General features: G+C 66.8%; 18 protein-coding genes. 7 read left to right on the top strand and 11 right to left on the bottom strand.

The window, feature by feature from the left end:
- Window positions 1-120: 120 nt before the first annotated feature.
- Window positions 121-753 (bottom strand): TetR/AcrR family transcriptional regulator, encoded by a 633-nt coding sequence (locus tag ACZY0X_RS15035; protein ID WP_463771466.1) that lies wholly within the window; start codon window positions 751-753, stop codon window positions 121-123.
- Between the two features lie 97 nt (window positions 754-850).
- Between ACZY0X_RS15035 and ACZY0X_RS15030 the strand changes: the two genes are divergently transcribed.
- Complete coding sequence (locus tag ACZY0X_RS15030) at window positions 851-1,732, top strand: acyl-CoA thioesterase (protein WP_463771464.1); 882 nt, start codon at window positions 851-853, stop codon at window positions 1,730-1,732.
- A gap of 8 nt (window positions 1,733-1,740) precedes the next feature.
- Complete coding sequence (locus ACZY0X_RS15025; RefSeq protein ID WP_463771462.1) at window positions 1,741-2,418, top strand: DUF427 domain-containing protein; 678 nt, start codon at window positions 1,741-1,743, stop codon at window positions 2,416-2,418.
- A gap of 7 nt (window positions 2,419-2,425) precedes the next feature.
- Here ACZY0X_RS15025 and ACZY0X_RS15020 read toward each other — a convergent pair whose 3' ends face one another.
- The 6 genes from ACZY0X_RS15020 to ypfJ form a co-directional block, all read right to left on the bottom strand.
- Window positions 2,426-3,253 carry a mycofactocin-coupled SDR family oxidoreductase gene (locus tag ACZY0X_RS15020; protein WP_463771461.1) on the bottom strand — a complete coding sequence of 276 codons (828 nt, stop codon included), beginning with the start codon at window positions 3,251-3,253 and terminating at the stop codon, window positions 2,426-2,428.
- On the bottom strand, window positions 3,250-4,824 hold the full coding sequence (locus ACZY0X_RS15015) for a flavin-containing monooxygenase (RefSeq protein WP_463771459.1): 1,575 nt from the start codon (window positions 4,822-4,824) through the stop codon (window positions 3,250-3,252). The genes ACZY0X_RS15020 and ACZY0X_RS15015 overlap by 4 nt, the downstream gene beginning before the upstream one ends.
- Window positions 4,821-5,429, bottom strand: coding sequence for a TetR/AcrR family transcriptional regulator (locus ACZY0X_RS15010; protein WP_463771458.1), 609 nt, complete (start codon window positions 5,427-5,429; stop codon window positions 4,821-4,823). Before ACZY0X_RS15010 ends, ACZY0X_RS15015 begins: the two co-directional genes overlap by 4 nt.
- Window positions 5,430-5,567: 138 nt before the next feature.
- Window positions 5,568-6,050: a hypothetical protein gene (locus ACZY0X_RS15005; RefSeq protein WP_354524187.1), complete on the bottom strand. Its 483-nt coding sequence runs from the start codon at window positions 6,048-6,050 to the stop codon at window positions 5,568-5,570.
- Between the two features lie 561 nt (window positions 6,051-6,611).
- Window positions 6,612-7,139: a DinB family protein gene (locus ACZY0X_RS15000; protein ID WP_463771456.1), complete on the bottom strand. Its 528-nt coding sequence runs from the start codon at window positions 7,137-7,139 to the stop codon at window positions 6,612-6,614.
- A gap of 17 nt (window positions 7,140-7,156) precedes the next feature.
- Window positions 7,157-8,056: a KPN_02809 family neutral zinc metallopeptidase gene (ypfJ, locus tag ACZY0X_RS14995; protein WP_241399304.1), complete on the bottom strand. Its 900-nt coding sequence runs from the start codon at window positions 8,054-8,056 to the stop codon at window positions 7,157-7,159.
- Between the two features lie 140 nt (window positions 8,057-8,196).
- On the opposite strand from ypfJ, the gene ACZY0X_RS14990 reads away from it, so the two are divergent.
- Window positions 8,197-9,627 (top strand): carboxylesterase/lipase family protein, encoded by a 1,431-nt coding sequence (locus ACZY0X_RS14990; RefSeq protein ID WP_463771611.1) that lies wholly within the window; start codon window positions 8,197-8,199, stop codon window positions 9,625-9,627.
- A gap of 19 nt (window positions 9,628-9,646) precedes the next feature.
- Here the strand turns inward: ACZY0X_RS14990 and ACZY0X_RS14985 are convergent, their stop codons facing one another.
- Both ACZY0X_RS14985 and ACZY0X_RS14980 read right to left on the bottom strand, forming a co-directional pair.
- Complete coding sequence (locus ACZY0X_RS14985; RefSeq protein WP_463771454.1) at window positions 9,647-10,156, bottom strand: SRPBCC family protein; 510 nt, start codon at window positions 10,154-10,156, stop codon at window positions 9,647-9,649.
- 38 nt (window positions 10,157-10,194) lie between these two features.
- On the bottom strand, window positions 10,195-11,085 hold the full coding sequence (locus ACZY0X_RS14980) for an oxidoreductase (protein ID WP_463771452.1): 891 nt from the start codon (window positions 11,083-11,085) through the stop codon (window positions 10,195-10,197).
- Window positions 11,086-11,133: 48 nt separating this feature from the next.
- On the opposite strand from ACZY0X_RS14980, the gene aspS reads away from it, so the two are divergent.
- On the top strand, window positions 11,134-12,945 hold the full coding sequence (gene aspS, locus ACZY0X_RS14975; RefSeq protein ID WP_463771610.1) for an aspartate--tRNA ligase: 1,812 nt from the start codon (window positions 11,134-11,136) through the stop codon (window positions 12,943-12,945).
- A complete protein-coding gene (locus ACZY0X_RS14970; RefSeq protein WP_463771451.1) occupies window positions 12,942-13,397 on the top strand; it encodes a nitroreductase family deazaflavin-dependent oxidoreductase in 456 nt (151 codons plus the stop codon). The genes aspS and ACZY0X_RS14970 overlap by 4 nt, the downstream gene beginning before the upstream one ends.
- A gap of 7 nt (window positions 13,398-13,404) precedes the next feature.
- Here the strand turns inward: ACZY0X_RS14970 and ACZY0X_RS14965 are convergent, their stop codons facing one another.
- Together ACZY0X_RS14965 and ACZY0X_RS14960 are read right to left on the bottom strand one after the other, a co-directional pair.
- Entirely contained in the window at window positions 13,405-16,020 is a 2,616-nt protein-coding gene (locus ACZY0X_RS14965; RefSeq protein WP_463771449.1) for a flavin-containing monooxygenase, read from the bottom strand.
- A 129-nt stretch (window positions 16,021-16,149) separates the two neighbouring features.
- On the bottom strand, window positions 16,150-17,349 hold the full coding sequence (locus ACZY0X_RS14960) for a thiolase family protein (protein ID WP_463771448.1): 1,200 nt from the start codon (window positions 17,347-17,349) through the stop codon (window positions 16,150-16,152).
- Window positions 17,350-17,443: 94 nt separating this feature from the next.
- Between ACZY0X_RS14960 and ACZY0X_RS14955 the strand changes: the two genes are divergently transcribed.
- On the top strand, window positions 17,444-17,929 hold the full coding sequence (locus ACZY0X_RS14955) for a winged helix-turn-helix transcriptional regulator (protein ID WP_463771447.1): 486 nt from the start codon (window positions 17,444-17,446) through the stop codon (window positions 17,927-17,929).
- A gap of 92 nt (window positions 17,930-18,021) precedes the next feature.
- On the top strand, window positions 18,022-18,951 hold the full coding sequence (locus ACZY0X_RS14950) for a DUF389 domain-containing protein (protein ID WP_463771445.1): 930 nt from the start codon (window positions 18,022-18,024) through the stop codon (window positions 18,949-18,951).
- Window positions 18,952-19,011: the final 60 nt, after the last annotated feature.

Here is a 19,011-nt window from a genome sequence, read left to right as displayed (position 1 = left end):
GAGCAGGGAAAGCAGAGGAGTGCTCGGAGTGAGTTTGGCGGGTGCTCAGCGCCCAGGTCAGATGACGTTTCGACGTGCGCTGACGGTCTGGCTGGAGAGCGCGCTGGCTGGAGAAGCGCGCTATCTGGAGATCGCGCGGAGGCAGAAGTCGTAGATGTGCTTGCCCTCGAGCGGTGTCCCGTTGAGTTCGGCGCCGAGGACGCGAAGGCGCATCGCGCCCATCGCCGACTGCATGATGAGCGTAGCGGCCGGGTCGACGTCGATCTCCGGATCGAATGTGCCGTCGGTGATTCCGGCGACGATGATGTCGTTGATGAGCAGCTTCACCGGGGACAGCACCCTGGCGTACTCCGCGGGCATGGTCTCGGCGAGGTGGTCGTTGTAGAACGTCAGGCCGCGGTTGATGCTGTCCTGTGTCGTGGAGGACGCCGGCGCAGCGACGCGCTCGATCAGCACGCGCAGGGCCTCGGGGGGAGCGAGGCTCGCGGTCTCGGCGCGCCAGCGCAGTGTGGACTCCGCCATGATCTTCTCGATCAGGGCCAGAAGGAGTTCATCCTTACTGGAGAAGTGCTGGTAGAAGGACCTCAGCGAGGTCTTGGAGCGTTCGACGACCTCAAGCACGGTGAAGTCGGCTCGACCCGTCTCGCCCAGGATGGCGAGCGCCGATTTCATGAACCGTGTGGCGCGTGAATCATCCTCAACGGGGCCGGCAACGGTCGACGCGGCCGAGGAGCGTTCGGTCGACTTCGCCATGAGAATGACGTTACCGTTTTTGCACAGTCTGTGGTGTGCTTGCAGCCGAGAATTCGCGACGGCAACAGAATTCGCCACCACGAGAAGGGTGTCTGCCATGACCACACAGTCCGAACAATCCGAGTGGACCCTCGCTCGGCTGCTCGACCTCTTCGATGTCGAGCCCGACGGCACGGATCGCTTCGTGGGCCAGACGGGTATCGCAGGCGCCGACGAGCGACAGGTGGTCGAGGGGAGTCAGGTTCTCGCGCAGGCGATCGTGGCGGTGGCCAAGCGGTTCCCGGAGAAGTCGGTGCGCTCGGCGTCAGCGGTCTTCTCCCGGGCAGTTCTGGTCGGACCGCCGGTCGAGTTGACCGTCGACGTCATCGCGGAGGGTCGAACCACGGCGACCGCGGTGGTGTCGGTGAGTCAGAACGGCAAGCGCTGCATCACGGTCACGGTGTTCACCGATGTCCCATCGGGTGACGTCATCCGCCACCACCTGCCGCGACCCGACGTTGCCGCACCCGCCGACGCCAACGTGTCGGACATGCCGATGGTCGGTCGGCAGCTGCGCCTTGTCGACGTCGTGGACGTCAACAGCCCCGATGAGGTCGGTCCGCCCGAACTGCACGCGTGGCTGCACTACGACCCGGTGCCGACACGTGATGACCTCGCGAAGGCGCTCATCGCGTACTTCACTGGCCACCTTGGTATTTCGACGACGATGCGCGCCCATGAAGGTATCGGCACCAGTCAGGCACACCTCACGGTGTCGACCGCGCCGATGACCATCGGCGTCAGCTTCCACGAACCGTTTCACTGGTCGGACTGGATCCTCTACACCCACGAGAGCACGCAGGTCGGCGCGGGAATGTCCTACATCCGCGGCACGATCCACACCGAGGCAGGCGATCTCATCGCGTCGTTCACACAGGACGCCATGATTCGCCCGTTGCGCACCACCGATACCTCGATCGACGCGTCCACACGGTTCTAGGCGCGACGATGAGTCTGGTCGCAGGCAGCGGTCCGCTCAGCTCGCATCGGCTGGGACGGCTGGCGCCGCCGGTGACAGGCTCCATCGTGTTCGTCGAGCCTCACCTCCGACGGGTGCAGGCATTGCAAGCGGGTCGGATTGTCATCGACACCGAACGCGCACTGCTGGTGCACCGCGAGGGCAGTCCACTGAGTTTCGCGTTTCCCGCTGACGATGTGGGCGACCTGCCCCGACGTCCCGAACCCGAGGCCCCCGGCTACGTCGTGGTGCCATGGGATGCGGTGGACACGTGGATCGAGGAGGGTCGTGTGCTGGTGCACTACCCGCCCAACCCGTATCACCGGGTCGACTGCAGGCCGACCAGGCGGCGGTTGCGCGTCGAGGTTGCTGGCCAGATGCTCGTCGACACCGATGACACCGTCATCGTGTTCGAGACATCCCTGGCACCAAGGCTTTACGTCGACCCCAAGCATGTCCGGACCGACCTGCTGCGCGTCACCGACACCTCGAGCTACTGCAACTACAAGGGTGTGGCCACCTACTGGGCGGCGGTGGTCGGCGACACCGTGGTGCCGGACGTCGGGTGGAGCTACGCGGATCCGCTACCGGAGTCCGAGCCCATTCGCGGGTTCCTGAGTTTCGAGGGACCAGACGTGGTGCTCGACGCGGAGTTACCCGCTGGCTGATCTCCGCTCAGATCTTGAGATAGCCCTTGTCTGCGGGGATCTGGGCGGCGGTGATCAACGACGAGGCGTCGCTGGCCAACCAGAGGACGATGTCGGAGATGAGGTCGGGCGCGGCGAGTGAGTCAGTCGGCAGCGCGCCGGGGGAGAAGCTGTGGATGTAGGTCTGGTGGTCGGCGAGCATCTGATACATCGACACGTCATTACCCATCGGGGTGTCCGTGCCGTACGGGTGAACGGAGTTGACGCGGATTCCGAACTCGCCCAGTTCGATTGCCAGCGAGTTCGTCAGCCCGACGACGCCGAACTTCGAGGCGCAGTAGTGTCCGCAACCCGGGACGGCCTTGATTCCCGCTGCCGAGCTGATGGTGATGATCGAACCCCCGTTGCCCGCGGCGATCATCGGGGGCACGACGGCGCGGATGGTGTTCCACACCCCGGTGAGGTTGGTGTCGATGGTCTCCTGCCACTGCTGCGGCGAGATCTCCCACAGCCGACCCCAGTTCAACACCCCGGCATTGGCCACGACGATGTCGAGTCGGCCGAACTGCTCGACGGCCTCGGCGACGACCCGTAACTGGCCATCGGCATCCCGGACGTCGACCTCCTTGGCAAGGATCTTTCGGCCCTCGTTCTCGACCAGTCGCACCGTCTCCGCGAGGTCCTCCGGGCTGGCCGCGGCATAGCCATTGCTCTCGGCCACCGGACCGCACGCATCGATCGCGACGACGTCGGCGCCGGCTCGCGCCAGCCGCACACAGTGCGAACGGCCTTGGCCCCGAGCGGCTCCCGTGACGTAGGCAACGCGTCCGGCCAGTGGTTGGTGGGTGTCGGTCATGCCGATTGCTCCTTCGGTAGCGGTTGTGCCGTCGCCGCGGCAGATCGTCGGGTGTACGCGTAGTCGGTGAGTGGGCCTCGTCGGGCGAACCAACGCGACGCGGTGATGGTCTGGGGCCGGTGGTAGACGGTCTCGCGGCGGGAGTTCACGAAGTAGGTGTTGAGCGTCGGATTGCACTCGGTGAAGTACAGGTGAGCGGTCTTACCGCGGCGGGTCATCAGTTCGTTCCACCGGTTGAAGGCATCCTGGCTCACGGCGGCCACCTGCCGGTCGCGGCTACGCGTCTCGGCGATGACGCGCACGGCGTGGGCGGCCGTGGTCTCGACGAAGTCGCACCAGGCGAATCCAACGTAGCCGAGCGGCCCGACGATCTCCCACCGATTGGGCAGCCGTGGGTGTGCCGTGCCGGCATAGCTCTGCATACCGTGGGCGCGGTAGTACTCGGCGAGGTCGAATCCTCCTGCGCCGACGATGGTTCCCGGACGATAGGTCTCCGGATCAGTCCAGAGTTCATACCCGGTGGCCAGCACCAGAAGATCGGCGGGATGGTCCACGCCGTCGGCGGTGCGCACGCCGTCGCGCGTGATCCGTTCGATGGGTGTCGTGATCAGTCGCGTGTCCGGATCGTTGAGCGCCGACAGGAACGCGCTGGAGATGACGGGACGCTTCGCCATGATCCCGTACCGGGGTACCAGGGCGCTCCGCGTCGCTGGATCACGCACCGTCGCCCGCAGCAGCAGCCGGTACAGCCCGCGGCAGTAGGCGTCGTAGAACGGGATGAGCCGGACGAGGAGTCGGTCCGGCAGCCGTGAGAACACGTGCACGATCGGGGCGATCATGGCAGCGTCCATGAGCAGGCGTCCGAACGCGTTGACGGCGGGAAAGACCCCGGGAATCCGCAGGATTCGGCGCATCGCAGGCGGGAGATCGAAGTCGATCTTCGGCAGTACCCAGGCCGGGGTGCGCTGGTAGACGTCGAGGCTCGCGGCGTCCGCAGACACTGCCCCCGCGATCTGGACACCGCTGGAGCCGGTGCCGATCACCGCGATCCGCTTGCCCTCGGTGGCATAGGTGTCGTCCCAGGCGTTGGGCCGCAGGACGGTTCCGGCGAAGTCCTCCAACCCGTCGATGTCGACGGAGTTCTTGGCGTTGACGTACCCGCCGACCGAGCTGATCACGAACCTGGCGGTCACGACTCGCTGGTCTTCGATGCTTAGGTGCCAGAGGCCACTGGCGTCGTCCCACCGTTGTTGGACAACCGGGGCATTCGCCATGAGGTGGTCGTAGAGGCCCATCTGGGCGGCGGTGTCACGCAGGTACCGGTACAGCTCGGGTCCGGGTGCGAACAGCCGCGACCAGTCCGGGTTCGGGGCGAACGACAGTTGGTACCACAGGCTCGGAATGTCAACGGCGAGACCGGGGTAGTGGTTGTCGCGCCACGACCCACCGAAGTCGTCGGCCCGCTCGATGATGACGAAGTCCGTTATGCTCCGCTGTCGCAACGAGTGAGCCGCGGCGATTCCGCCCGGCCCCGCCCCGATGATGGCGACTTCATAGTCGGGCTCGGTCATCGATGTCCTCCGTTTGTTCCAGTCAATCCGGCAACCGTGAACTCGGTGACGAATCTTTTGACAGCGCGTGGGCTGTCGAGGTTCACGCCCATTGGTGGCAGCAGCTCGAAGCTGAACAGAACGCGCACGATCCATTCGGCTGCGCGCGCGGGATCGACGCCGGAGCCGATCTCACCGCGACTCTGAGCAGCCTTGATCAGTGGCTTCCACAGATCGATCGCGCGCCTGACCAGATCGTCACCGATGTTGCGCAGTAGCAGGACAACGATGCTCTCGTTGACTCCGCCGGGTGCGACGTGGTCAGACCTCTGGCGGTGGGCGCAGGTGAGAATCGCTGCGGCGCTGACCTGATCGACAAGTGTGTCGGATCGTTCGACCTCGGCTGCCATGGTCTCGACGAAGGCTGCCGCGAGATGGTCGAGCGCGGTCCTTATCGCATAGTCGCGGCTGCCGAACGCGTTGTGCACCGTGCCTCGCGAGACGCCGGCCGCCTCGGCCACGGCGGTGAGGCTGAACCGGCGAGGGCCCAGCCTGCGCAACGTCTCCCCGGCGGCGGCGAGCAGTGCAGGCGACACTGCCCGTCGGGGCTGGTCGGCAGGCGGCATTTGCACACATTAGCGATAACTGTTCAATGTGGTCAATGGGTGCCAGCGCGTCGAGACAGCACGACGGGCGCCACCGAAAGGGTGACGCCCGTCGTGAGCCGCGGTGTGATCACCGCAGTGTGACTACCGCACAGTGCTTTACGGCGTGCCGCCACCGGTGACCTGGCCGACCGCGTTGTTGATCGCGGTGCCGGTCTGCGAGATGGCATTCGTGCCCGCGGTGCCGACTTGGTTGAGTGCGTTGTTGCCCGCGGTGCCGGTCTGGCTGAGTGCGTTGTTGCCCGCTGTACCGACCTGGCTGAGTGCGTTGTTGCCCGCGGTACCGGTCTGCGAGATGGCGTTATTGCCGGCCGTGCCGACCTGGGTGATCGCGTTGGTGCCCACCGTGCCCAGGTTGTTCAGGAAGCCGCCGAGTCCGCCGAAGAGGCCGCCGCTGCCGTTGTTGTTGGTGACTCCGGCGGTGACCTTGCCCGGGGTGACCTTGTTGCCGGTGTTCTTGACGACGTTCTGATCGGCCTGCGCCATCCCGGCGCTGCCGAGTGCCATCGCGCTGGCGAGTGCGGCGGTACCGGTAGCCATGGCGGCAGCGGTGATGATCTTCCGTACGATGCGGTGACCCATGAGTGACTCCTTCAGCAACTGTTATTCCGACCACAGCAAAGTTACCACGGTGCGCGGCAACCGGGTGCAATCGGAGTTCTTACGAGTTGTTGACCAACGGCCCGGTGGCGCTCCCGTGCGGCCAGCCGCCTACTTTCTTCGATTTGCTGTCCGAGCTCGCTGTGCGCGGGTGTGCTCGCCTCTGGTGGCAGCGCGCGGGTTTGTATGATGCCTTGAACCCGTCTGTTGCTGGATCATGCGAGGTGAACGACACATCGCTAGCTGCCGTACGGAGTATTGATAGATTTGCCACCAGTGGGTCGATTCGGATCGGCGATTCTTCTAATCTCTCATCCCGTCAATTCTCAACGACGTTTCCTGGCTCCGTCTGCTGGCAATTCGATCGGACTTTGACATGCGGTCAGCAACTCTGTTAGTGAACGAATCTGACTGGTTTGAATTCGCGTTGGACGTGGCGAACAGCTAGGTGCACTATGTAGCCGAAGCTGTGGCGCGCGCGGGCCAAACGGCGCGCGAGCGCTTCGCGTGGCGTCGAACCGGTGCCACGGCGTGAGCTGTTCGTCAGCTTTGCGGATCGACGTCCCAGGCGTGGTGGACGATGTCGTGCAGGTGATAGAGCGCAATAGAGCTGACGGTGAATTCGCTTCCATTGCTACGGAATCCGCGTCGCGACCATCCGTCGTCGGACACCGTGTCGTAGGTATTGGCGACGGTGCTCGCCGCCTCGAGCAGCTCACCTGCGACGACGTCTGGCGATTGCGAAGCGTAGTCGTCAGCAATGGCCGTCTCGTTCTGGTCCCAGTTGGGGAACGACGGGTCGTCCTTCGTGAGCATCAGCCGCACACGCTGATCGAAGATGCGGTGCACGTCCCGGACGTGGCAGCCGTATTCGAGGACCGACCACACATCGGGTGCGGGACGCGTGGTCGCCGAGGGGACGATAAGACGACCCGGCCAGGCCTGCGCGTCTGCGCGAATGCGCATGGACACCTCCGCCGGCTCGACGGTCAGCGCATCGAAACCGCAATCGGGGCAGGGCTCCCGAGTCACCCAGGTCCAGTCCTTGGTGTCGGGCTCGATGTCTCCCACGATCCGGGCCCTAGGCCTCAGCCCTGCTGCAGATCCCGAGCCGAGAAGGTGTCGCACTTGTTCGGGTCGCCCGTCTGATACCCGACCGTGAACCAATGCTGACGGCCCTCGGACGAACCGTGGGTCCACGACTCCGGGTTGACCCGGCCCGTCGCCGTCTCCTGAATGCGGTCGTCACCGACCGAGGCCGCCGCTGAGAGGGCATCGGCGATGTCCTTGTCGGTCAACGGTTCCAGGAACGTCTCGCCCGTGCTCTCCTGCTTGGTGATCGCGGCGTAGTGGGCCCAGACGCCGGCATAGCAGTCGGCCTGCAGTTCGGTCCGGACGCCGTTGCCCTCTGCGCCCGCGGGTCCCTGCTGTGCCCGGCCGAGAACGCCCGCAAGGTTCTGGACATGGTGGCCGAACTCGTGGGCGACGACATACTCCTGCGCCAACGGGCCGCCGCTGGAACCGAAGTCCCGGACGAGAACGTCGAAGAACGAGGTGTCGAAGTACGCCGTTTGATCGGCGGGGCAGTAGAACGGCCCGACGTCGGCCGTGGCCGGACCGCAGTTCGTCTGCACCTGGCCGTCGAAGAGTTGGACCCGCGGGCGGGTGTAGCCCCGCAACAGCTGCGACCACACTCCGTCGACCGAGTTGCCCGTGGCGACCACGCGGCACTGTGTGATGGAGTTCGCGTCCTTGCCGGTCTTGCACTGGCTGAGGTCGAAGCCCGGGGACTCCACACCCTGCGTGTCGTATTCAGTGGTGCCGCCCTGAGGGAGCACGGTGCCCGGGTCCACGCCGAGGAACAGGGCGAGGACCACGACGAGCAGGCCGCCGATGCCGCCGCCGATCGCGACGCGACGACCGCCGCCTCCGCCCCCGCTGCTCGACGTCGTGCTGGTGTCGATCTGCATACCCTCGTTGAAGGTCATCACACGCTCCGTTCGCGTCAATCGACACCGTGCCAGGGGGCTGGTGGCCAGCCGCGTTCAGCTTCCCACACTACGATTCTGGCGTGGCTGATCAGCGCGAAACTACGGAGATCTCGACCGTGGCGCACACCAGCTCCGGCATGCTCCGGGGGACCGTGGAGGGCGGCGTCAACGTGTGGCGAGGCGTCGCGTACGCCGAGCAGCCCGTCGGACCCCGACGGTTCCTCGCACCCGCGCCGCCACAGCCGTGGTCGGGTATTCGCGACGCGGTGGAGCACGGGCCGTTGCCGCCGCAGGGCCGGTCGTTCGTCGGAGGTGGGCGTGACGACCCGAAGGTCCGCGACGAGGCCTGCCTGACGGTGACGGTGTGGTCACCCGATCCGCATGGCGAGCTGCCGGTGATGGTGTGGATTCCCGGCGGCGCGTTCGTGTACGGGGCGGGGCAGCTGCAGCTCTACAACGGCTCACGGCTGGCGGCCAACGGTGGCGTCGTCGTGGTCAACGTGACGTATCGGCTCGGTGTGTTCGGTGGCTTCGAACTCGGCGACCTCGGTGACGGTTTCGACGACAACCTCTGTCTGCGGGACCAACTCGCGGCACTGGAGTGGGTGCGCGACAACATCGCCGCATTCGGCGGGGATCCCGCCCGTGTCACGGTGTTCGGTGAATCCGCCGGAGCGACATCGGTGTTGGCGCTGTTGGCCAGCCCCGCCAGTCGCGGCCTGTTCTCCCGGGCGATCGCACAGAGCCCGGCATTGCCGCTGATCGCCGATCGTGAGACCCGTGCCGTCCGGGCTCGACGGTTCCTGGATCGACTCGGGGTCGGCGTCGATGAGGTCAAGGACCTGCCGCAGCGCCAGTTGCGGCGCGCGGCGGGGGAGTTGCAGGCCGAGAGCGTCGCCGACACACCGGCTCTGGCCTACGGCCTGACCCACGGTGTCGAGCTGCTTCCCCGGCATCCGATTGACGCGGCCAGGGCGGGGGCGGTGTCGGGAGTGCCGCTGATCATCGGCACCAACAGCCACGAGGCGTCGATGTTCGCGTGGGGCAAGCCGCCGATGCTGCCCACCACGGCACCGAGTATCGACGCCTACTTCGAGCGCACCGCGCCCGATGCCAGGGACGGCGTACTGGCGGCCTATCCGGTCTACCCTCGGCGCAGCGCCCTGATCGCCATCGGGTCGGACGCCATGTTCGGGGCGCCCACGTGGGCGTTCGCCGACGCGTACAGCGCCCACGCGCCGACCTACGTGTACCGCTTCGACCACACCGCCTGGACGCTACGGGCACTGGGACTCGGCGCCACGCACGGCAGCGAGATCGTCCACATCCAACACAGCTACGCGTCGTACCTGGGCCGCAAGATCCATCCGCTGGGCCGGCATGTGCAGCCCGCGGTCGGCAGGCGTATGCAGCGCACCTGGCTGGACTTCGCGACGCGCGAACTGGGACACGACTGGCCCCGCTATGACTCGGAGGAGCGTCGGACCCGCGTCATCCGGTCCACTCGCGATGACACCGTGGCCGACCCCGACCGGGTCAGGCGCTCGGCGTGGGAGGGCCTGGTCTAGCCGTACCGCTCGTCGGTGTTCAATGCTCTTCGCGCAAGCGCTCATCGGTGTAGCGCCGGAGGTTGTGCAGGAAGCGCTGGAACAACCACGCCATGACCGGCTGCCCCAGCGTCAGGCCGAGCCTGCCCGCCAGACCGTTTGGCTTGATGGCCATCACCCACGTCAGGTGGCAGCCGTCCTCGGTCTGCACCACCCGATAGTCCTCGGCGAACGCGGATATGGCGTTCGATGTGCTCTGATTGAAGCGGAATGCCATGTGGGAGAACGGCTCCCACGCGATGAACTCCTCGTCGCCGACGATATTGCCGCGCATGCTGACGGTCCTGGTGGTGCCGACGCCGCGGGGCTCGGGACTGGTCCACTCCACGTTGGTGATCACCGTCGCCCAGTGCGGCCACGACTGCGCGTCGCCGAGCACCTCGAACAGCTGCTCAGGGGTGATCGCCAGATCGACGGTGCTGACGAACCGGAACGGTGCGCTGTCGATGAAGTCGAGCGAGACGTGTTCACACGGGTAGACCCTGGCCATGGGTAGACACTCTAGGGCGCAGTGTCTACCCGGTGCTATCAGCCCGGGCCCTCGCTGGCGGCGGCGAGCAACGGCACCAGCACATCGCTGATCGGCGTGGCGAGCCCGTGCGCCGCACCCTTGCGGGCGATGACACCGTTGCGGATGTCCCACTCCAGCGGCCTGCCCTGCTCGCGGTCGGTCAGCATCGAGGTCGTCATGTCCTCGGGCACCTCGGTGAACAGGCGCACCGTCTGTTCGATCACCCCGTCGTCGAGCGCGGCGCCCTCGGCACGCGCGACGGTGATGCACTCCGCCAGGTACCGGCGCGCGAGCCCCGCCACGTCGTCACGGCGGAACATGCCGGACTTGCGGCCGGTCAGGACCATCAGTCCGGCCACCGCATTGACGAGCAGCTTGTGCCACGTCGCTGTGATGAAGTCGGGATCGGCGTCGACCGATAACCGCGGCCCACTCAGCGTCTGCGCCAGCAGGCCCGCGGCGGGCACGTCGGGCAGCACCAACCGCACAGGCGTGCGCAGCCGAACCCAGCCGTCGGGCTGCGTCTCGGCCGAGAACCAGACGACGCACGGCACCACCGTCGACTCGGGGCAGTGCCTGCCCACCCGGTCAACCTGCTCGACACCGTTCTGCAGTGCCAGGACCACGGTGTTCGCGTCGCACAGCCGGGCCAGCCAGGCGGCAGCCCCATCGTTCTGGGTGTCCTTCACCGCGAGCAGCACGATGTCGACGGGCCCGTCGATCGAGTCCGGGTCGGTGCGCACGGGTCCCGGCACGACGATGGGATCGCCGTCATCGGGCCTCAGCTCGATCGACTCCCGCGGTGTGCGCCCGCAGAGGATCACCGGATGGCCTTCGGCGTGGACCAGTGCGGCCATCGTGGAGCCGATGGCGCCGGGGCCGACGAGTGCGATGCTGGTGTCCACCATCGCCAAGCTACCGGTGGGAATTACCTGTGGATCGTCACCTCTAGACTGATCAGTCGGCCCACCCCACCATTCGAGGAGCTATTCGTGTTGCGCAGTCATGCCGCCGGTTCGTTGCGGTCCACCGACGCTGGGCAGACGGTGACGTTGGCCGGATGGGTGGCACGCCGCCGCGATCACGGTGGCGTCATCTTCATCGATCTGCGTGACTCCTCCGGTGTGGCCCAGGTGGTGTTCCGCGACGCCGCCGTTCTTGAGCAGGCCCACCGGCTGCGCGCCGAGTTCTGCGTCACGGTCACCGGTGTTGTGGAGGTTCGCCCCGAGGGCAACGCCAACACGGATATCGCGACGGGTGACATCGAGGTCAACGCCACGACGCTGACGGTGCTGAGCGAGAGTGCGCCACTGCCGTTCCAGCTCGACGAGACCGCCGGCGAGGAAGCCCGCCTGAAGTACCGCTACCTCGATCTGCGCCGTGAGGGCCCCGGTAACGCAATCCGGTTGCGCTCGAAGGTGAATGCCGCCGCTCGCGGTGTGCTGGCCGACCACGACTTCGTCGAGATCGAGACCCCGACGCTGACTCGCTCCACCCCGGAGGGCGCCCGCGACTTCCTGGTGCCCGCGCGTCTGCAGCCCGGCTCGTTCTACGCGCTGCCGCAGAGCCCGCAGCTGTTCAAGCAGTTGCTGATGGTCGCGGGTATGGAGCGGTACTACCAGATCGCGCGCTGCTACCGCGATGAGGACTTCCGCGCCGACCGGCAGCCCGAGTTCACCCAGCTCGACGTCGAGATGAGCTTCGTCGACCAGGACGACGTCATCGCGCTGGCCGAGGAGGTTCTCACCGCGCTGTGGCGTCTGGTCGGCCACGAGATCGTCACCCCGATCCCGCGCATGACCTACGCCGAGGCGATGCGCCGCTACGGCTCGGACAAGCCGGACCTGCGTTTCGGCCTCGAGCTGGTCGAGTGCACCGAGTACTTCGCGGACACCACATTCCGCGTCTTCCAGGCCGAGTACGTCGGCGCCGTCGTCATGCCCGGTGGGGCCAGCCAGCCGCGCCGCCAGTTCGACGCCTGGCAGGAGTGGGCCAAGCAGCGCGGGGCCAAGGGCTTGGCCTACGTCACGGTCGCCGAGGACGGCACGCTGGCCGGTCCGGTCGCCAAGAACCTCACCGACACCGAACGCGACGGGCTGGCCGCGCACGTCGGTGCCGCGCCCGGGGACTGCATATTCTTCGCGGCCGGCGCGACCAAGCCGATGCGCGCGCTGCTCGGCGCCGCGCGCGGCGAGATCGCCCGCAAACAGGACCTCATTGATCCCACCGCGTGGGCGTTCGTGTGGATCGTCGACGCCCCGATGTTCGAGCCCACAGGCGACGCCGTCGCCAGCGGCGACGTCGCGCTCGGTTACTCGGCCTGGACTGCGGTGCACCACGCGTTCACCTCGCCCAAGCCGGAGTTCCTCGACACCTTCGACACCGACCCCGGTTCTGCGCTGGCGTATGCCTACGACATCGTCTGCAACGGCAACGAGATCGGCGGCGGCAGCATCCGCATCCACCGCAAGGACATTCAGGAGCGGGTGTTCGCCGTGATGGGCATCGGTGAGGAGGAGGCGCAGGAGAAGTTCGGCTTCCTGCTCGACGCGTTCTCCTATGGCGCCCCGCCGCACGGCGGCTTCGCGATGGGCTGGGACCGCATCACGGCTCTCCTCGCCGGCGCGGACTCGATCCGAGAGGTCATCGCGTTCCCGAAGTCGGGTGGTGGCGTCGACCCACTCACCGACGCCCCGGCGCCGATCACCGCGCAGCAGCGCAAGGAATCGGGAATAGATGCCAAGCCGAAGAAGTCGGAAGAGGCATGACCGAAATAGATAAGGGAAAGCTCGTGGCCGACACCGCCGCGCTCGATGACTTCAACCGCAACATCGTCGAGGAGTTCCGGGCGAATGCCGGCATCGTCGGCGGACCGTTCGAGGGTGGCACCCTTCTGCTGCTGCACACCACGGGAGCCAAGTCGGGTCAGCCGCGGCTGTCCCCGCTGGCCTACCTGACGGTCGACGGCAAGATGCTGATCGTCGGCTCCTACGCCGGCGCGCCCAAGGATCCGGCCTGGGTGCACAACCTGCGCGCCAATCCGCGGGCGCGTATCGAGGTGGGAACCGACGAGTACGACGTCGACGTCCGGGAGCTGTCGGCCGCCGAGCGCGATGCCGCCTACCCGAAGGTCGTTGAGGTCGCGCCGGTGTTCGCCGACTACCAGGCCAACACGACGCGGGCGATCCCGCTATTCGAGCTGACCCGCGCCCCCAACTGAGCCGAGATCACAAGGGCGCTGGAGTTGTGGCCAACCGGCGCACCGCGGCGGCGAACTCCTGACGCACCGGCGCTCCTGAGACCACCAGGTCGACCATGGTCAGCGAGCAGTGCGTGTGACCGCGCGCGCGGATGTGCTCGGTGGGCACGCCCGCTGCGACCAGTGCATCGGCGTAGGCGGTGCCCGCGTCACGCAGGACGTCGAATTCGCAGGTGACGACCACCGCCGGTGGCAGCCCCGTCAGGTCCGTCGCACGCAACGGGGCAATGCGCGCGTCGGCACGCTCGGATGGTTCCGAATACTGGTCGAGAAACCACTGCATCAGCGAGGTGTCCAGGTCGTATCCGTGACCGTTCTCGGTGTATGACGCACGTCCGGTGTCGGCGTCGGTCACGGGTGCCAGCAGGGCCTGGCCGATGATGGCTGGCGCAGCGGCGTTGCGCGCCAGTTGGCAGACCACGGCGGCGATCCCGGCACCTGCGCTCCAGCCGCCGACCATCAGGCTGCCTGGCGCGCAGCCCAGCGGCTCAGCGTTGTCGGCGACCCAGCGCACGGCTGCGAAGCCGTCCTCGATCGCGGCCGGGAAGGGGTGCTCGGGCGCGTGACGGTAGTCGACGGAGATGATGACCGAGTCGGTGCGCACGCACAGGTCCCGGCACAGCGGATCGTCGGACCGCGCGTCGCCGAGAACCCATCCGCCGCCGTGGAAGTAGACCAGGACCGGATGCGGACCGGGACTAGGCGGCCGGTACAGCCGGTAGCCCAGGTTGTCGGTTGCGCCGGGGTACAGACCGTCGACGATCTCGCCGACGTCGGGGCCCGGCGGACGCACCGTGGCGGCCTCGGCGACCGCGCCGCGCGCCTGCGCTGGGGTCAGCGTTTCCAGTGCCGGTGGATTCAGCGCCGCCAGTTCGAACAGAACCATTTGAACGTCGGGCTGCAAACGCCGGATCACGCCGTCCGCGCAGTTCTGCCCGGCAGGTCCTAATCGACTGAAGCCCAGGCAGTCTCGGGCCAGAACCTCATCGCAGGCGGTGCGATAGAAGTCGACGCCTGCGGCGTACGGCAGGAAGGCGCGCGGTTTGCCGGGGATGTTCGCACCCATGTACCAGGAGTCGGCGCGGGGAAACAGCGTGATGTCCGCGCAGTCCTGAACATGCTGCATCCATCCTGCCTCGGCGGTTCCGGTCGGTTCAATGGAGTCGAAGCCATCGGCGCGCAGGCCCGTGAGCAGTTCGGCGACCAGATCCACGTGCTGCTCGATGGACACCATCATGTTGGACAACACCGACGGGCTGCCGGGGCCGGTGATCATGAACAGGTTCGGAAAGCCGGTGGTGGTCAGCCCCAGGTAGGTCGACGGCCCGGAGGCCCACTTGTCCCTCAGGGTCTGACCGTCCCGCCCGGTGATGTCCACCGCGACGATCGCGCCCGTCACCGCATCGAACCCGGTGGCGAACACGATGGTGTCGAACCCGAAAGATCCTCCTGCCGTGTCGATTCCGTCTGCGGTGAGACCGCGTAGTGGATGCTCGCGAAGGTCGACGAGCGTGACGTTGGGTCGGTTGAACGTGGCGTAGTAGTCGGTGTCGAGGCACATCCGTTTCGCGCCGACCGGGTACGTCGTCGGGCATAGCAGCTCGGCGATCTTCGGGTCGTCGACGGTGGCCCGGATCTTGTTCCGGAAGAACTCGGCCAGCTCGTGATTGGCGGCCGGGTCACTCATCACGTCGGCGTATACGTTGATCGTCTCGAGCAGTTCGCCGATCTGCCAGGCGCGCTCATAGCGTTGCACGCGCTCCTTCGCCGATACGCTGAAAGTCGGAGTGATACTGCGTTCCTGGGGCACACCGCCGCGCGAGAACCGGGCCGCTTCGCGGTAGGCCGCCTCGTCGGCGACGAGTTGGCCGAGCTTCTCCTGCGCCAGCGGACCGTTGTGCGCGGGTATCGAGAAGTTGGGTGTGCGCTGAAACACGACCAATTCGCGGGCCTGCGCCGCGATGTGCGGGATCGTCTGGACCCCTGAGGAACCGGTGCCGATGACCGCCACCCGTTTGTCGGTGAAGTCGACCTCGTCGTGTGGCCATCGATTGGTGAACAGGACCTCACCCTGGAATCGGTCGATGCCCTCGATATCGGGTTGCTTCGGGATTGACAGGCATCCCGTCGCCATCAGCAGGAAACGGCAGGAGATGCTGCCGCGGTCGGTGTGCACGTGCCACAGCGCGGTCCGCTCATCCCAGTGCGCGCCCTCCACGCGGGTGTTGAACTGCAGGTCGCGGCGGAGATCGAACTTCTCGGCGACGTGATTGAGGTACCGCAGGATCTCGGGTTGGGTGGCGTACTTCTCCGACCACTGCCAGTCGCTATGCCAATCCGGGTCGAAGCTGTACATGTAGTCCACGCTCGGGATGTCGACCCTCGCGCCCGGATAGCGATTCCAGTACCAGGTGCCGCCGATGTCGTCGGCCGACTCGAGGACCCGTACGGAGAACCCGGAGCGCCGGAGCCTCTGCACCGCATACAGTCCGGCGGCGCCGGCCCCCACGACGACGGCGTCCACATCGGGTGATCCCGACATGGACGCCGATTCGGTTTCCTGCTGTGTCGGTGACGATCTCATCGGTTCCCCCGAACCCCGATCCAGTGTGTCGAACTCAGTATCGACCCGGGGATCAGCCGACCGAGCGATTTCGGCGCGCAAACCATCGCCGAGCGACGGTTTGCGCGCCGAAATCGCGAGCGGGTGCGGTTAGCCGAGACGCTCGATGATGGTCGCGTTGGCCATGCCGCCGCCCTCGCACATCGTCTGCAGCGCGTAGCGGCCATCGCGCTGTTCCAGGGCGTTGACCAGCGTGGTCATGATGCGAGCGCCGCTGGCGCCCAATGGATGTCCGATCGCGATCGCACCGCCGTTGACGTTGGTCTTGGCCAGATCGGCACCGGTGTCGCGGGCCCACGACAGCACGACAGGCGCGAACGCCTCGTTGACCTCGAAAAGGTCGATGTCGGACAGCGCCAGCCCCGAGCGGGCCAGCACCTTCTCCGTCGCGGGAATGACACCGGTCAGCATGTACAGCGGATCCGAACCCACCACCGTCATGGTGTGGATGCGGGCCAGCGGGCGAAGGCCCAGCTTGCGGGCGGCCGCACCACTGGTGATCATCACCGCGGCGCTGCCGTCGGACAGCGGTGAGCTGTTCCCAGGAGTGATCTCCCAGTTGACCTGGGGGAAGCGCACCGCATACGCCTCGTTGTAGAACGCGGGCCGCAGGCCGGCAAGAGTCTCAACGGTGGTGCCGGGGCGGATGATCTCGTCGGTCGAGAGGCCCGCAATGGGGGCGAGTTCGTTGTCGAAGAGGCCGTCCTTGGTGGCGCGGGCCGCCTTCTCGTGGCTGCTTGCGGAGAACTCGTCGAGTTCGGTGCGCGACAGTCCCCACTTGGCGGCGATCAGTTCGGCGCTGATGCCCTGCGGGACCAGCCCGTCGGGGTAGCGCGCCCCCATGCCGGTGCCGAACGGGTCGCTGCCGGGCAGCACACTCGAGCCCATCGGGACACGCGACATCGACTCGACACCCGAGGCGATGACGATGTCATAGGAGCCCGCGAGGACTCCCTGCGCGGCGAAACTGATTGCCTGCTGGCTACTTCCGCACTGGCGGTCCACGGTTGTGCCGGGCACGCTCTCGGGGAATCCCGCGCCCAGCAGTGCGTTGCGGGCGATGTTCACCGATTGGTCGCCGACCTGGGTGACCGCGCCGGCGATCACGTCATCGATCTGGGCGGGATCGATCCCGGCACGTTCGACGACCGCGCGCAGGCTGTGTGCCAGGAGATCCACCGGCAGAATGTCGTGCAGTGCGCCGCTGGCCTTGCCCTTGCCGACGGGGGTGCGTACGGCGCTGACGATGACGGCGTCGCGGTCGGAGTATTGGGTGCTCGAAACGGACATGAGGTGCTCCTGAACTCGTCGCTGAGTGCTGCTCTCTATACTTAGGTGTAACACCTAGGTATTGTTGCGACAACCCAGCCACGGAGTGATGTACATGACAGTCCTTCAGGGACCACTCACCGACCGCGACAAGTGGTCGGCCGTCGGGCAGTGCCCGATCGAGAAGACGATGGCCATCGCGGGCACGAAGTCGGCGATGCTGATCATGCGCGAGGCGTACTACGGCACCACCCGGTTCGACGACTTTGCGCGACGCGTAGGCATCACCAAGGCCGCCACGTCCGCGCGGCTCACCGAACTCGTCGAGGCCGGCCTGCTGACAAAGCAGCCGTATCGGGAGCCCGGCCAGCGCAGCCGCGACGAGTACGTCCTCACTGAGGCCGGCACCGAGTTCATGCCGGTGGTGTGGGCCATGTTCGAGTGGGGGCGCAAGCACCTCGACGACAGTCGGCTGCGGTTAACCCATCTCGACTGTGGTGCGGAGGCGAGTGTGGAGATCCGCTGTGCGGCCGGCCACGATGTGCCGCCCGACGAACTCGGCATGCGACTGGTCAGCCGTCCTCGGTCAGGTACTTCTTGAGCAGTGACGCCGGTGCCTGAGCCAGCCACGCCTCCCGCGCGGCGCTGCACGATGTCGTCTCTGCGGACTCCGCTTGCGGTTACCGTCTCGGGGTGTTGCATTTACGGGTGATCGCGCCGGAAGACCTGCGCGACGAGGTGATCGACGTACTCCGCAGTGAGGTGGGCGTCGCGAATCTGGTGCTCCATCCCGGTGTCGCGCTGGACCCGCCGGGCGACGAGATCACCGCCGACCTCGCCCGCGAGTGCGCGAACAACGTGATCAGGGAACTCAAGGCGCTCGATGTGCAGCACCGCGGTGCGATAACCCTCGAGGTTCTCGACACCGTGCTGTCGAGCAAGGCTCACAAGGCCGAGGACGACGCCGAGGGCGACGCGGCCGACGCCGTGGTGTGGGACGAACTCATCGGACGCACGCGGGAGGAGGCAACGCTTTCCGTCACCTTCGTTATGTTCCTCACGCTGGCCTGCCTGCTCGCCGCGATTGGCGCGGTGACCGACTCCACGGTCACCGTCGTGGGCGCGATGGTGCTCGGCCCAGAGTTCGGGCCTCTGGCCGCACTGAGCGTGGCGATCGTGCGACGACGAGCCGACCTGGCTCGCCGCGCAGCCCTCGCGCTGCTGGTCGGATTTCCCGTGGCGATGGGCATCACGGCGCTGGCGACGGTCGCCTGCGAGGCGGCGGGACTGCTGAGCCTGGACACGGTGCGGAACGTGAAGGAGGTTGACTTCATCTTCCAGGTGGGGCCGCTGTCATTCGTCGTCGCGCTACTCGCGGGCGCGGCTGGAATGCTCTCCCTGGTGTCGGCGAAGTCGGCCGCGCTCGTTGGCGTGTTCATCTCGGTCACAACCGTTCCGGCGGCGGGGTTCGCGGTCGTGGCAGCAATTCTCGGGGACTGGGACGTGGCGGCGAAGTCCGCGGCCCAACTCGCCGTCAACCTCGTCGGGATCACTGTCGCAGGCGTTCTGGTGTTGGTGATTCGACCCCGCGGCCGGCTTGTCCCGCACTCGGCCCCGAGATAGCGGGGGTCGGCCGTGCACCAGCGTGGGCGCGCCCGACATTGCTGATTCGCGCCGGGTGCG

This window comes from Mycobacterium sp. IDUB_39, from assembly GCF_055419205.1.
The sequence above is the reverse complement of the archived record's forward strand: the minus strand, read 5'-3'. Positions and strand labels throughout refer to the sequence as shown.